Origin of the sequence: Hydrogenophaga sp. BPS33 (assembly GCF_009859475.1) — a bacterium.
In the GTDB taxonomy this organism is placed as follows: domain Bacteria; phylum Pseudomonadota; class Gammaproteobacteria; order Burkholderiales; family Burkholderiaceae_C; genus Hydrogenophaga.
The window spans coordinates 2031980-2045871 of the sequence record NZ_CP044549.1 but is presented as its reverse complement, the minus strand read 5'-3'; the positions used below and the strand labels follow the sequence as shown (position 1 = coordinate 2045871).

The 13892-nt window shown below is 64.7% G+C and carries 13 protein-coding genes; all 13 read left to right on the top strand.

Annotated features, from left to right (window positions below):
- Positions 1-69 precede the first annotated feature (69 nt).
- The 13 genes from F9K07_RS09655 (at position 70) to F9K07_RS09595 (ending at position 13856) form a co-directional block, all read left to right on the top strand.
- Positions 70-996: a LysR family transcriptional regulator gene (locus F9K07_RS09655; protein WP_159592051.1), complete on the top strand. Its 927-nt coding sequence runs from the start codon at positions 70-72 to the stop codon at positions 994-996.
- Between the two features lie 28 nt (positions 997-1024).
- A complete protein-coding gene (gene leuC / locus F9K07_RS09650; RefSeq protein ID WP_159592048.1) occupies positions 1025-2446 on the top strand; it encodes a 3-isopropylmalate dehydratase large subunit in 1422 nt (473 codons plus the stop codon).
- A gap of 39 nt (positions 2447-2485) precedes the next feature.
- Positions 2486-2647, top strand: a complete 162-nt coding sequence (locus F9K07_RS09645; RefSeq protein ID WP_159592045.1) for an entericidin EcnAB — start codon at positions 2486-2488, stop codon at positions 2645-2647.
- A 15-nt stretch (positions 2648-2662) separates the two neighbouring features.
- The gene (leuD, locus tag F9K07_RS09640) at positions 2663-3310 is read left to right on the top strand and encodes a 3-isopropylmalate dehydratase small subunit (protein WP_159592042.1); all 648 of its coding nucleotides are present in this window, start codon (positions 2663-2665) and stop codon (positions 3308-3310) included.
- Between the two features lie 122 nt (positions 3311-3432).
- Positions 3433-4518, top strand: a complete 1086-nt coding sequence (gene leuB / locus F9K07_RS09635) for a 3-isopropylmalate dehydrogenase (protein ID WP_159592039.1) — start codon at positions 3433-3435, stop codon at positions 4516-4518.
- 77 nt (positions 4519-4595) lie between these two features.
- Positions 4596-5723, top strand: a complete 1128-nt coding sequence (gene asd, locus F9K07_RS09630; protein WP_159592036.1) for an aspartate-semialdehyde dehydrogenase — start codon at positions 4596-4598, stop codon at positions 5721-5723.
- Positions 5724-5975: 252 nt separating this feature from the next.
- A complete protein-coding gene (locus tag F9K07_RS09625; protein ID WP_159592033.1) occupies positions 5976-8606 on the top strand; it encodes a FimV/HubP family polar landmark protein in 2631 nt (876 codons plus the stop codon).
- Positions 8607-8668: 62 nt separating this feature from the next.
- Positions 8669-9454 carry a tRNA pseudouridine(38-40) synthase TruA gene (gene truA, locus F9K07_RS09620; protein ID WP_159596881.1) on the top strand — a complete coding sequence of 262 codons (786 nt, stop codon included), beginning with the start codon at positions 8669-8671 and terminating at the stop codon, positions 9452-9454.
- On the top strand, positions 9451-10128 hold the full coding sequence (locus F9K07_RS09615; RefSeq protein ID WP_159592030.1) for a phosphoribosylanthranilate isomerase: 678 nt from the start codon (positions 9451-9453) through the stop codon (positions 10126-10128). The genes truA and F9K07_RS09615 overlap by 4 nt, the downstream gene beginning before the upstream one ends.
- A gap of 49 nt (positions 10129-10177) precedes the next feature.
- Entirely contained in the window at positions 10178-11446 is a 1269-nt protein-coding gene (gene trpB, locus F9K07_RS09610; protein ID WP_159592027.1) for a tryptophan synthase subunit beta, read from the top strand.
- A complete protein-coding gene (gene trpA / locus F9K07_RS09605) occupies positions 11443-12252 on the top strand; it encodes a tryptophan synthase subunit alpha (protein WP_159592024.1) in 810 nt (269 codons plus the stop codon). Before trpB ends, trpA begins: the two co-directional genes overlap by 4 nt.
- A 42-nt stretch (positions 12253-12294) precedes the next feature.
- Positions 12295-13173, top strand: coding sequence for an acetyl-CoA carboxylase, carboxyltransferase subunit beta (gene accD / locus F9K07_RS09600; protein ID WP_159592021.1), 879 nt, complete (start codon positions 12295-12297; stop codon positions 13171-13173).
- Complete coding sequence (locus F9K07_RS09595; RefSeq protein ID WP_159592018.1) at positions 13170-13856, top strand: LON peptidase substrate-binding domain-containing protein; 687 nt, start codon at positions 13170-13172, stop codon at positions 13854-13856. The genes accD and F9K07_RS09595 overlap by 4 nt, the downstream gene beginning before the upstream one ends.
- Positions 13857-13892: the final 36 nt, after the last annotated feature.

Below are 13892 nucleotides of genomic sequence, written 5' to 3'. Positions count from 1 at the left end.
GAGATGACAAAGATCTGACTCATAGGGGAAAATCGCCATTCGACTTCTCCTATTGAGAAGTCCAAACCCATGCTCTCGGAACGCAACTTCGCCCGCCAGATCGACCTCACCTCGCTCCAGCTCTATGTGGCGGTGTGCGAGCTGGGGAGCATCGGCCGGGCGGCCGAGCGCGAATTCATCGCCGCATCGGCCATCAGCAAACGCCTGTCCGACCTCGAGGCCGCGCTGGGTACAACGCTGTTACAGCGCCATGCCCGCGGTGTGCGCCTGACGCCTGCAGGCGAGGGCTTGCTGCACCACGCGCGCGCCGTGCTGTTCGGACTGGAGCAGATGCAGACCGAATTGGCCGAATACGCCGATGGCGTGCGAGGCCACGTGCGCGTGCACGCCAGCATCTCGGCCATCGTGCAATTCCTGCCTGAGGACCTGGGCGCCTTCGCGCAGTCGCATCCGCAGATCAAGATCGACCTGGAAGAGCACCTGAGCTCGGAAGTCATGCGCGCCGTGCAGGAAGGCGCTGCCGACCTGGGCCTGTGCAACGTCGCCGTGGGCATGGGCAGCCTGCAGACCTTGCCTTACCGACGCGACCGCCTTGTACTGGTCGTCCCGAGCGCGCATGCGCTGGCCTCGCAAACCTCGGTCGCCTTCGCCGCGTCGTTGCCGTTCGATCACGTGGGCTTGCACGCCAACAGCTCCATCTACCTGGCCACGCACCAGGCAGCCGCCCGATCGGGGACCACTGTGCGCGTGCGCATCCGCGTCACGGGCCTGGATGCGATGTGCCGCATGATCGCCAATGGCCTGGGCGTGGGCGTCATGCCCGAACGCGCCTTCGAATTGCTGCAGCCGGGCGAGGCCTTGCGCGCCCTGCCCCTGACCGATCCATGGGCCCAGCGCCAGCTGGTGCTGGTGGCCCGGGATTTCTCCAGCCTGCCTGCCACCGCACGCCTGCTGGTGGAACACCTGCAAGCCGACGAAGTCCAACAGGACGCATAGAATCTTTTTTCAACCCACGAGCCCCACCATGCCACGCACGCTCTACGACAAGATCTGGGACGAACACGTCGTCCACACCGAAGAAGATGGCACCTCCGTGCTGTACATCGACCGCCACCTCGTGCACGAAGTGACCAGCCCGCAAGCCTATGAGGGCCTGCGCAAGGCGGGCCGCAAGGTCTGGCGCGTGAGCTCGGTGGTCGCCACCGCCGACCACAACACGCCCACCACCGGCTGGGAGCTCGGCTACGACGGCATTACCGACCCGATCAGCAAGGAACAGATCACCACGCTGGACAGCAACATCGCCGAATTCGGTTCAGCCGCCTTCTTCCCGTTCATGTCGCAACGTCAAGGCATCGTGCACGTGATCGGCCCCGAAAACGGCGCCACGCTGCCTGGCATGACGGTGGTCTGCGGCGACAGCCACACCTCCACCCATGGTGCCTTCGGCGCGCTCGCGCACGGCATTGGCACGAGCGAAGTCGAGCACGTGCTGGCCACGCAGACCTTGCTCGCCAAGAAGGCGAAGAACATGCTGGTGCGCGTGAACGGCCAGCTCGCCAAAGGCTGCACCGCCAAAGACATCGTGCTCGCCATCATCGGCAAGATCGGCACCGCTGGCGGCACGGGCTACACCATCGAGTTCGGTGGCGACGCGATTCGCGCATTGAGCATGGAAGGCCGCATGACGGTCTGCAACATGGCGATCGAAGCCGGCGCGCGCGCGGGCCTCGTGGCGGTGGACGACAAGACCATCGACTACGTCAAGGGCCGTCCGCTCTCGCCCACCGGCGTGGAGTGGGACCAGGCCGTCTCCTACTGGAAGACATTGCATTCCGATGCCGATGCGAAGTTCGATACCGTCGTCGAACTCGACGCGTCACGGATCGTGCCGCAAGTCACCTGGGGCACCTCGCCCGAAATGGTCCTGGGTATCGACGCCAAGGTGCCCGACCCCGACCGTGAGAAAGACGCCAGCAAGCGCGGTGCCATCGAACGAGCCCTGACCTACATGGATCTGCCCCCCGGCAAGCCGCTCAACGACATCTTTGTCGACAAGGTCTTCATCGGATCCTGCACCAACAGCCGCATCGAAGACATGCGCGAGGCGGCTGCGGTGGTCAAGAAGCTGGGCCAGAAAGTGGCCAAGAACGTCAAACAGGCCTTGGTCGTTCCGGGCTCCGGTCTCGTGAAGGCGCAAGCCGAACGCGAAGGCCTGGACAAGATCTTCAAGGCCGCCGGCTTTGAATGGCGCGAGCCCGGTTGCTCGATGTGCCTGGCGATGAACGCCGACCGCCTGGAACCAGGCGAGCGCTGCGCGTCGACCAGCAACCGCAACTTCGAAGGCCGTCAAGGCGCTGGTGGCCGCACCCATCTCGTGTCGCCCGCCATGGCCGCCGCCGCTGCGGTGCACGGTCACTTCATCGACGTGCGCACCATCGCCTGACTCCCTGTCACCACCCGCAACCACCCTCCGGAGGCTCTTATGAAAAGCATTGCAACCATCGCTATCGCATTCGCCCTCTCGCTGACGCTGGCGGCGTGCAACACGTGGTCGGGCGTCAAACAGGATGCCAAGGAAGCCGGACAGGCCGCCGGCAAGGGCATTGAAAAAGCCGGCGAGAAGGTCCAGGACATCGCCAAGTAACGGAACCACCACAGCATGCAGAAATTCACCCTTCACAAGGGCCTCGTGGCCCCGATGGACCGCGAGAACGTCGACACCGACGCCATCATTCCCAAACAGTTCCTGAAGTCGATCCGCAAGACCGGGTTCGGGCAAAACCTGTTCGACGAATGGCGTTACCTCGACAAGGGCGAACCCGGCCAGGACCCCGCCAGCCGCAAACCCAACCCCGACTTCGTGCTCAACCAGCCGCGCTACGCAGGTGCCTCGGTGCTGCTGGCACGCAAAAACTTCGGTTGCGGCTCCAGCCGCGAGCATGCGCCCTGGGCCATCGACCAATATGGCTTTCGCGCCATCATCGCCCCCAGCTACGCCGACATCTTCTTCAACAACTGCTTCAAGAACGGTCTGCTGCCGATCCAGTTGCCAGAGGCCCAGGTGGCACAGTTGTTCGACGAAGTCGCGGCCTTCCCCGGCTACGAACTCACCATCGATCTGGAACGCCAGGTGATCGTGAAACCGCAAGGCGAAGAGCTGCCGTTCGACGTGCAGGCCTTCCGCAAGTACTGTCTGCTCAACGGGCTGGACGACATCGGCCTCACCCTGCGCTACAAGGACAAGATTGCGGCCTTCGAAGCCGAACGCCTGGCGACCAAGCCCTGGTTGGCCCACACGATGTCATGACGTGAAATGCCGGCGTAGCCGTCCCTTGATGTCTCTGGATGGGGGCACGCGCGCCGGCTGGATCGTTTCCTTCTTTTTTGAGCTCTAACCCGGCCGCGCGCCGGGCTTCAATTTCACATCACATGAAAATCGCAGTTCTTCCAGGTGACGGCATCGGCACCGAAATCGTGGCCGAGGCCGTCCGGGTTCTTCAGGCCCTGGAGTTGCCACTCGAAATGGAATCGGCCCTCGTGGGAGGTGCAGCCTATGAAGCCCATGGCCACCCACTGCCCGAATCCACCCTGAAGCTGGCGATGGATGCCGATGCGGTGCTCTTCGGTGCCGTCGGCGACTGGAAATACGACAAGCTGGACCGCCCTCTGCGCCCCGAGCAGGCTATCCTCGGTCTGCGCAAACACATGGGCCTGTTCGCCAATTTCCGCCCGGCCATCTGCTACCCCGAACTGGTCGGCGCTTCCAGCCTCAAGCCGGAAATCATCTCGGGCCTGGACATCCTCATCATCCGCGAGCTGACCGGCGACATCTACTTCGGCCAGCCCCGAGGCAGGCGCACCGCCACCGATGGCCACTTCCCTGGCGCGCAAGAGGCCTTCGACACCATGCGCTACAGCAAACCCGAAATCGAGCGCATCGCGCACGTGGCCTTCCAGGCCGCGCGCAAGCGCAACAAGAAGGTGACCAGCGTCGACAAGGCCAACGTCCTGGAAACCTTCCAGTTCTGGAAGGACGTGGTGACCGAAGTGCACGCCGAGTACCCCGATGTGGAACTCGAGCACATGTACGTCGACAACGCCGCCATGCAGCTGGTGCGCGCGCCCAAGAAATTCGACGTGGTGGTCACGGGCAACATGTTCGGCGACATCCTGTCCGACGAAGCCTCCATGCTCACCGGCTCCATCGGCATGCTGCCTTCGGCATCGCTGAACACGAAGAACCAGGGCCTGTACGAGCCCAGCCACGGCAGCGCGCCGGACATCGCCGGCAAGAATCTGGCCAATCCTCTGGCTACAATACTGTCCGCTGCCATGATGCTCAGATTCACATTCAACCAGACCGAAGCCGCCGACCGCATTGAACGTGCGGTCAGCGATGTGCTCGCGTCTGGTCTGCGCACGACCGATATCTGGTCGGAAGGCACGACCAAGGTCAGCACCCGTGGCATGGGTGACGCCGTCGTGGCCGCCATCACCAAAACCATTAAGGGCTGATCCAGCTCCGGTTCGTCACGCCCCTACCCGGCACGACGAGCCGGGGCAAAACGGTTTTTTTACCAAAGGGCGTTGACATGAAACTTGTAGGACTCGTAGGCTGGCGCGGCATGGTCGGTTCCGTGCTAATGGACCGCATGGTCGCGGAGAGCGACTTTGACTTGATCGAACCGCTGTTTTTCTCCACCTCCAACGCAGGCGGCAAAGCCCCTGCCATGGCGAAAAACGAAACCCAGCTGCAAGACGCGCACGACATCGCAGCCCTCAAGCGCTGCGACATTGTCATCACCGCCCAGGGCGGTGACTACACCAGCGAGGTCTACCCCAAGCTGCGCGCTGCGGGCTGGAACGGCCACTGGATCGATGCGGCCTCCACGCTGCGCATGGACAAGAACGCGGTCATCGTTCTCGACCCGGTCAATCTCCCCGTCATCCAGAATGCCCTCGGCCACGGTGGCAAGGACTGGATCGGCGGCAATTGCACCGTGAGCTGCATGCTCATGGGTGTGGGCGCGCTGTACAAGGCGGGTCTCGTGGAATGGATGAGCACGCAGACCTACCAGGCTGCTTCCGGCGGCGGCGCGCAACACATGCGCGAACTGCTGACCCAGTACGGCACCCTCAATGCCGAGGTGAAGAGCCTGCTGGATGACCCCAAGAGCGCCATCCTGGAAATCGACCGCAAGGTCATCGCCAAGCAGCGCTCGTTGAGCAGTACCGAGACAGCCAACTTCGGCGTCCCGCTGGGTGGCTCGCTGATCCCCTGGATCGACAAGGACCTGGGCAACGGCATGTCCAAGGAAGAATGGAAAGGCATGGCCGAAACCAACAAGATCCTCGGCATGGGCGAGGGCTTCACCGCCCCGGCCATCCCGGTCGATGGTTTCTGCGTCCGTGTGGGCGCCATGCGCTGCCACAGCCAGGCCCTGACCTTCAAGCTCAAGAAGGACGTGCCGCTGGCCGACATCGAAGCCATGATCGCAGCCGACAACGCCTGGGTCAAAGTGGTGCCGAACACGCGCGAAGCGACCGTGCAAGATCTGACCCCCGTGTCCGTCACAGGCACGATGACCATCCCGGTGGGACGTCTTCGCAAACTGGCCATGGGTCCGGAGTATCTTGGCGCGTTCACCATTGGCGACCAATTGCTTTGGGGCGCGGCCGAACCGCTGCGCCGCATGCTTCGTATCCTGCTCGAAGCTTGAACCGCGGGCGATAGAGACAGAGGTACAAGCTGTTGAACTCGCGTTGCGCCTCTGCAACGCAAAAGCAGAGCACGCGGTCGACAAAAGGTCGGCCGCGAAACTCAAGCGGAATCTCAGCTTGTCACTGTAATGCGTTGATGTTATGGTCAATTCTCGGTTTTCTATGTCGAGGTCAAAGTGCCATCCAACTCCCGCAACAACCCATCTCAACCCCCCCAAAAAGTGCAACAAAGTGCTGGAGGCAACGGGTTCTTGAGGTTGCATGCGGTCGCTGCCGCGGCGTTGCTTTGCGCAGGCCTCGCACAACATCCCGATGCGCAGGCGCTGGCACTGGGACGCGTGGTCGTGCAGTCGTCGTTGGGCGAGCCGCTTCGCGCAGAGATTGATGTTCCAGACATCAACGCCGCCGAAGCCGCCAGTCTTCGCGTAGGACTGGCGTCGGGCGACACCTTCCGTGCGGCCGGTGCCGAAGTCAATGCGGCCATCGCTTCACTGCAGATCACCCTGCAACGCCGCGCGGACGGCCGAGCCTATCTGCGCTTGACGGGCTCTCGGCCGATCACCGAGCCCTTTGTGGATCTGGTCGTCGAAGCCAACTGGTCTACCGGTCGCATCGTCCGCGACTACACCCTTCTGTTCGATCCACCGCCCCAGCGCGCGGAAACCCGCCCGGCACCAACGCCCGTGGCACCTGGACTCGCAGCCGCAACGCCTCCAGCCACGCCACCCGCTGCACGCCCAACGGCCCCACGCAACACCGCGCCACCGCAGGCACAGGCACCCAGGCCAGCCCCCGTACCTGTACCTGCGCCTGCCCCCGTGGCTCAAGCGCCAGCCCCCGCGCCCGCCAGTCCCAACCCGAGTGGCCAAGAGGGCGGACAAGTGCGCGTTCGATCGGGCGATACCGCAGGCGCCATCGCAGCAGCCCACAAACCGGCCACCGTGTCGCTGGACCAGATGCTCGTGGCGATGCTGCAGCAGAATCCCAACGCCTTCATCGGAGGCAACGTCAACCGCATGAAGTCCGGGGTGGTCATGAACCTCCCGAGCGCCGCCGAAGCCAGCGCCGTCTCTGCCTCCGAGGCGCGCCAGACCATCGTCGCTCAAAGCCGCGACTTCAACGAGTTCCGTCGACGCCTTGCCGGCAATGCGCCAGATGCCGGCGTGTCGGCCGCCGACCGCCAAGCCGCTGGGCAAGTGCAGACGGAGGTGAAAGAAGCCAAACCCGCCGCACCCGCGACCGACAAGCTGACCTTGGCCAAACCGACGGCCCCCGGCCAGACCGCCAGCGAAGACAAGATCGCCACGGAGCGTCAGGCCAAGGAAACGTCTTCCCGCGTGGCCGAGCTCTCGCGCAACATCGAGGAGCTGTCTAAGTTGGGTGCAGGTGCTCCCTCGGGGGCAACACCGCCTTCAGCGCCGACGGCAGCGGCTCCGGCCGCACCCGCAACGCCCGCACCTGCAACGCCCGCACCTGCCGTGACCGTGCCCACGGCACCTGCCGCCACGGAGCCCACGCCTGCTCCAGCCGCGGCGGCGGAAGCGCCCGCAGCGCCACCCGCGCCGCAGGCAACGCCCGCCGAACCGTCGACGACACCCGCACCGGTGAAAGCGCCGCTGCCTGTGCCCACGCCTTTGCCCGACGAGCCTTCTTTCTTCGATCAGTTGCGCGACAACCCCCTGGCCCTGCCACTGGTAGGAGGCCTGCTGGCCCTGCTGGCCGGCTTGGGCATCTATCGGGTGCGCCAGCGCAGGCACAACGCCAACGTGGACAGCTCGTTCCTCGAAAGCCGCCTGCAACCCGACTCGTTCTTTGGATCCAGCGGTGGCCAGCGCATCGACACGGCGGAGTCGACCGCCTCGGGCTCGTCCATGGTCTATTCCCCCAGCCAGCTGGATGCAGCGGGTGATGTGGACCCGGTGGCAGAAGCGGACGTCTACCTCGCCTACGGACGGGACTTGCAGGCAGAGGAAATCCTCAAGGAAGCCATGCGCAGCACCCCCACGCGCGTGGCCATCCACAACAAGCTTCTGGAGATCTACGCCAAGCGCCGGGATGCGCGGGCATTCGAGGTCGTGGCCACCGAGGCCTATGGACTCACGCAAGGCCAAGGGGCGGAATGGGAACACGCCTGCGAGCTCGGTAGGGAACTCGATCCGTCCAATCCGCTGTACAAGCCTGGCGGTGCTCCGGCCGTCAAAGTGGCCGCACCCGTCGATGCCGCCGGCGTGATGCACACCATGCCCTTCGTCGCGAGCAGTTTGAGCGAGTCCGCCAAGGTGCGTGCGCCGTCCGACGCGGACGCGCTGGATCTGGACCTCGATTTCTCGCTCGATGAGCCTGCGCAACCCGCTGCAGCGCCCGCACACGCCACCGATCTGGACATCGGCGGCGATATGGCAGCACCGGTGGAAGTCGCCCATGAGGGCCCGCCTTCTTCGATGTCCATGGACTTCGACCTCGACTTCCCATCCGGACCAGCACCGCTGTCGACGGCGGACCCCATCAGTGCCGAGCCCATTGCCGACGCACTGTCGATTCCGACGTTTGACGAGGATCCGATGCTGGATCTGGAAACGACCGCAACGTCCGAAAAGGCCGAAGCGCCGTTCCAGACACCGCCCGTCGAGACCCCGGAGATGCTGTCGTTCGATCTCAACGGCATCAACCTCGACCTGAGCCCGCAACCGGCCCCCGAAGAGGCAACCTTCGCCGGAAACCTGACCGAGGAAAACCCGCTGGAGACCAAGTTGTCGCTGGCCGAAGAGTTCCGTGCGATCGGCGACTTCGAGGGCGCACGTTCGCTGGCCGAAGAAGTATTGGCCGAAGCCTCGGGCTCGCTCAAGACCAAGGCTGGCACCTTCCTGGCCGACCTGGCCTGATCGCTCGCGCCGCGCCGGTTCCGCCTTTGCCTCTCTCGTCCCCGGCATCCGATCCTGCAAGCCTGCGCATCGCACTCGGTGTGAGCTACAACGGCCGTGCCTATGACGGCTGGCAGAGCCAGCCCAGCGGGCGCACGGTACAGGACCACCTCGAATCCGCGCTCGCCCGGTTCAGCGCCCAGGACACCGTCAAGACGCTTTGCGCGGGACGCACCGATGCAGGCGTACACGGCCTGATGCAGGTGGTGCACTTCGACACCCCGGTGGAGCGGGCCGAAAACGCCTGGGTGCGCGGCACCAACAGCTTCTTGCCCGACACCATCGCGGTGCAGTGGGCACGCACCGCCGCGGCCAGCTTTCATGCGCGGGCCAGCGCCCGTTCGCGGCGGTACGCCTACATCCTGCTGGAATCGCCCGTGCGCCCCAGTGTCGACGCCGGTCAGGTGGGCTGGGTGTTTCGCCCCCTCAGCCTCGAACCCATGGTAGAAGCCGCCCAGGCCTTGGTCGGCGAGCACGATTTCACCTCGTTTCGCGCCGCGCAATGCCAGGCACATTCGCCCATCAAGCATCTCCTGCGGCTGGACATTGCACGCCGGGGGCACTACTGGCGCTTCGAGTTCGAAGCCAGCGCGTTTCTGCACCACATGATCCGCAACATCATGGGCTGCCTGATCGCCATCGGCAGCGGCAACCGCCCTGCCTCCTGGATGACCGAGGTGCTGCAAGCGCGCAACCGCGACGCCGCCGCTCCCACGTTTTCCCCTGACGGCCTGTACTTTCTCGGGCCGGTCTACGATGCCGCACTGGGACTGCCGCAACGCACGCCCGCTTTCGACTGGCTTCCATGACCCTGCACCGCACCCGCATCAAGATCTGCGGCCTCACCCGCGAGGCCGATGTCGACGCGGCCGCAAGAGCCGGCGCCGATGCCATCGGCTTCGTACTGTACGAAAAAAGCCCTCGCCATGTCACCGCCGAACGCGCGGGTGTGCTGGCCCGCCGCCTGCCGCCCTTCGTCACCCCGGTCCTGCTGTTTGTCAACGCCAGCACCGAACAGATCCAGCGCGGCATTGAAGCCGTCCCACAGGCGCTGCTGCAATTCCATGGCGACGAGACGCCCAGCGACTGCCAGGCCGCAGGACGCCCGTTCCTGCGCGCCGCGCGTATTCCCACGGGCCCGGACGGAGCCCGCTTCGATCTTCTAAAATACGCGTCGGATCACGCGGCCGCTCAGGCCATCCTGCTCGACGCCCACGTCGAGGGCTATGGCGGCGGTGGTCAATCCTTTGACTGGACAGCATTCCCTTGGTCACATCCGCTTCTAAACGCCAGCTCTCGCCTCGTTTTGTCTGGTGGACTCACGCCTGCAAACGTGACCGATGGCATCTCGCGCGTACGGCCTTGGGCCGTTGACGTGAGCTCCGGGGTCGAAGCCGCCAAAGGCATCAAGGACCCCGACAAGATGCTCGCTTTCGTGGCCGCCGTGCGGGCGGCCGATGCGCAGCCCCCCCGCCCTGCCTGACTCCCATCTCCATGGGGTCAGGATGGCGGCCGATCAGAGACCCAACCCCATGCAGACCTACCAACAACCCGACGCTCGAGGCCACTTCGGCATCTACGGTGGCAGCTTCGTGAGCGAGACGCTCACGCACGCCATCAACGAACTGCGCGCCGCCTACGCGAAGTACCAGCACGACCCCGAGTTCCTTGCCGAGTTCAAGAGCGAACTCGTGCACTATGTGGGCCGCCCCAGCCCGGTCTACCATGCGGCGCGCACAAGCCGCGAGATCGGCGGCGCCCAGATCTTCCTGAAGCGCGAGGACCTCAACCACACCGGCGCGCACAAGGTGAACAACACCATCGGCCAGGCCATGCTGGCGCGCCGCATGGGCAAACCGCGCATCATTGCCGAGACAGGCGCGGGCCAGCACGGCGTGGCCACCGCCACGATCTGCGCGCGCTATGGCCTGGAGTGCGTGGTCTACATGGGCAGCGAGGACGTGAAGCGCCAGAGCCCCAACGTGTACCGCATGAAGTTGCTCGGTGCCACCGTGGTGCCCGTGGAGAGCGGCAGCAAGACGCTGAAGGACGCACTCAACGAAGCCATGCGCGATTGGGTCGCCAACGTGGACAACACCTTCTACATCATCGGCACCGTGGCCGGGCCGCACCCCTATCCCATGATGGTGCGCGATTTCCAGAGCGTGATCGGCAACGAATGCCTCGTGCAGATGCCTGAGATGCTCAAAGCCGCAGGATGTGCCGGCGAGCAGCCCGATGCCGTGATCGCCTGTGTGGGCGGTGGCAGCAACGCCATGGGTATCTTCTACCCGTATATCGGACACGAGAAAACGCGCCTGATTGGCGTGGAGGCGGCCGGGGAAGGCATGGGCAGCGGCAAGCACTCGGCTTCGCTGCAAATGGGCAGCCCCGGCGTGCTGCACGGCAACCGCACCTATGTGCTGCAGGACGACAACGGCCAAGTCACCGAAACGCACAGCATCAGCGCCGGCCTGGACTACCCCGGCGTGGGCCCGGAGCACGCGTTCCTCAAGGACATCGGCCGTGCCGAGTACGTCGGCATCACCGATGCCGAAGCCCTGGAGGCCTTCCACCATCTCTGCCGCACCGAGGGCATCATCCCCGCGCTGGAATCGAGCCATGCCATGGCCCATGCCCTCAAGCTCGCCAAAACCATGCGGCCCGACCAGTCCATCCTGGTCAACCTTTCGGGCCGTGGCGACAAGGACATCGGCACCGTGGCCGATCTCTCGGGCGTGGACTTCTACGACCGTCCTTCCATGCGTGGACACACCGTCAAAGGAGGCTCCGGGAAATGAGCCGCATCGAAAACACTTTCACTCAACTCAAAGCCCAGAACCGCAAGGCCTTGATTCCGTACGTGACCGCCGGCTTTCCGTTCGCCGACATCACCCCCGATCTGATGCACGGCATGGCAGAAGCGGGTGCGGACGTCATCGAGTTGGGCGTGCCCTTCTCCGACCCGTCGGCCGATGGCCCGGTGATCCAGAAAGCGGGTGATCGCGCGCTGGCACTGGGCATTGGCATGACGCAGGTGCTGGCCATGGTGCGCAGCTTTCGCGAACGCAACACCACCACGCCGGTGGTGCTCATGGGGTATGCCAACCCGGTCGAGCGCTACGACCAGAAACACGGTGCGGGCGCCTTCGTGCGCGATGCCAGTGAAGCAGGCGTCGATGGCGTGCTGGTCGTGGACTACCCACCCGAGGAGTGCGAAGACTTTGCCGCCGCACTGCGCGCGCATGGCATGGACCTGATCTTCCTGCTGGCGCCCACGTCGACCGACGAGCGCATGGCACAGGTAGCACGCGTGGCCAGTGGCTACGTGTACTACGTGTCGCTCAAGGGCGTGACAGGGGCTGGCACGCTCAATGTCGACCAGGTCGAGGCCATGCTGCCGCGCATCCGTGCGCACGTGAGCATTCCGGTGGGTGTGGGCTTTGGCATTCGCGATGCCGACACCGCGCGCGCCATCGGCCAGACCGCCGACGCGGTGGTGATCGGCAGCAAGATCATCCAGTTGCTGGAGAACGAACCGCACGAAAAAGTGGTGGCGGTCGCCATCCAGTTCCTTCGCACCATCCGGAAAGCGCTCGACGCATAATTCCCGCTGGCGCCCGCCGGCGCCGCCGCACGGAGAAACACCATGTCCTGGCTCGAAAAACTGCTGCCCCCCAAGATCACCCCCACCAACCCCACCGAGCGCCGCAGCGTGCCCGAAGGTCTGTGGATCAAGTGCCCGAGCTGCGAAGCCGTGCTGTACAAGAACGATCTGGAGAAGAACCAGAACGTCTGCCCCCATTGCAGCCACCACCACCGCATCGGTGCGCGTGCCCGCCTCAATGCTTTTCTGGACGCCGAAGGCCGCTACGAGATCGCACAGGAAGTGCTGCCGGTCGACGCGCTCAAGTTCAAGGACAGCCGCAAGTACCCCGAACGCCTGAAAGACGCGCTGGAGACCACCGGAGAGACCGACGCGCTGGTGGTCATGGGTGGCGCGGTGCACGGCATCAGCCTGGTGGTGGCGTGTTTCGAATTCGACTTCATGGGCGGCTCGATGGGCTCGGTGGTCGGCGAACGTTTTGTGCGCGGTGTGGAAGAAGCGATCGCGCAGAAAGTGCCTTTCTTGTGCTTCACCGCCACGGGTGGCGCGCGCATGCAGGAAGGTCTGCTCTCGCTCATGCAGATGGCCAAAACCAACGCCTCCCTGACGCGCCTGGCCAAGAAGGGCCTGCCCTACATCAGCGTGCTGACCGACCCCACCATGGGCGGTGTGAGCGCGGGCTTTGCCTTCCTGGGCGACATCGTCATCGCAGAGCCCAAGGCCCTGATCGGTTTTGCCGGCCCGCGCGTGATCGAAAATACCGTGCGCGTGAAGCTGCCCGAAGGCTTTCAGCGCGCCGAGTTCCTGCAGACCAAGGGTGCGGTGGACTTCATTTGCGACCGGCGCGAACTGCGCGCCACCATCGCCAGCAGCCTGGCGATGTTGCAACGCCAAAGCGCCGACGCGGTGGTCAACGATTGAACTCCGCGCGGCCCCCGCAGGCCCTGACACTGTCGCAACTCCCCTTGTTTCCGTTGCAGACCGTGCTTTTTCCGGGAGGCTGGCTGCCGCTGCGCATCTTCGAGGTGCGCTATCTCGACATGATTGGCCGCTGCCACAAGACCGGCGCGCCCTTCGGGGTTGTCTGCCTGAGTGAAGGCAGCGAGGTGCGCAAGATCGACCCCAACGCCCCAGCGACGGGTGATGCGTTTGCCAAAGAGGTTTTCCACCCGGTCGGCACCCTGGCGCAGATCGAGCATCTTGATCGCCCACAGCCCGGACTGATGATGATCCGCTGCCGGGGTCTGCAGCGTTTCCACCTGTCGCAGCGCCGCCAGCTGCCGCACGGGCTCTGGATGGCCGACGTGCAACTGGACGAGGCCGAGTCGGTGGTGCCCGTGCCCGATCACCTCGCCAACACCCGCAGCGCCTTGCAGCGCGTGCTGCAAAGCCTGCACGAACGCAACCCGGACGCGCTGGGGCAAATTCCCATTCAGCCACCCTACCAGTGGGATGACTGCGGCTGGATCGCCAACCGCTGGGCTGAATTGCTGCCCGCGCCGGTGGAACTCAAACAGCGCCTGATGACGCTGGACAATCCGCTGGTCCGCCTGGAGCTGGTGTCGGACCTGCTGGACAAGCTCGGCCTGGACGGCGGCCCCTGAAGCCCCGCAGGTCGCCCGTCAGGCGACCCACGCCGC

What these genes read in the sequence shown, in the direction of transcription:
- F9K07_RS09615 (WP_159592030.1), top strand. Translation starts at nt 9,451, where the DNA reads ATGACCCTGCACCGCACCCGCATCAAGATCTGCGGCCTCACCCGCGAG.
- leuD (WP_159592042.1), top strand. Translation starts at nt 2,663, where the DNA reads ATGCAGAAATTCACCCTTCACAAGGGCCTCGTGGCCCCGATGGACCGC.
- leuC (WP_159592048.1), top strand. Translation starts at nt 1,025, where the DNA reads ATGCCACGCACGCTCTACGACAAGATCTGGGACGAACACGTCGTCCAC.
- trpA (WP_159592024.1), top strand. Translation starts at nt 11,443, where the DNA reads ATGAGCCGCATCGAAAACACTTTCACTCAACTCAAAGCCCAGAACCGC.
- F9K07_RS09655 (WP_159592051.1), top strand. Translation starts at nt 70, where the DNA reads ATGCTCTCGGAACGCAACTTCGCCCGCCAGATCGACCTCACCTCGCTC.
- trpB (WP_159592027.1), top strand. Translation starts at nt 10,178, where the DNA reads ATGCAGACCTACCAACAACCCGACGCTCGAGGCCACTTCGGCATCTAC.
- asd (WP_159592036.1), top strand. Translation starts at nt 4,596, where the DNA reads ATGAAACTTGTAGGACTCGTAGGCTGGCGCGGCATGGTCGGTTCCGTG.
- leuB (WP_159592039.1), top strand. Translation starts at nt 3,433, where the DNA reads ATGAAAATCGCAGTTCTTCCAGGTGACGGCATCGGCACCGAAATCGTG.
- accD (WP_159592021.1), top strand. Translation starts at nt 12,295, where the DNA reads ATGTCCTGGCTCGAAAAACTGCTGCCCCCCAAGATCACCCCCACCAAC.
- F9K07_RS09645 (WP_159592045.1), top strand. Translation starts at nt 2,486, where the DNA reads ATGAAAAGCATTGCAACCATCGCTATCGCATTCGCCCTCTCGCTGACG.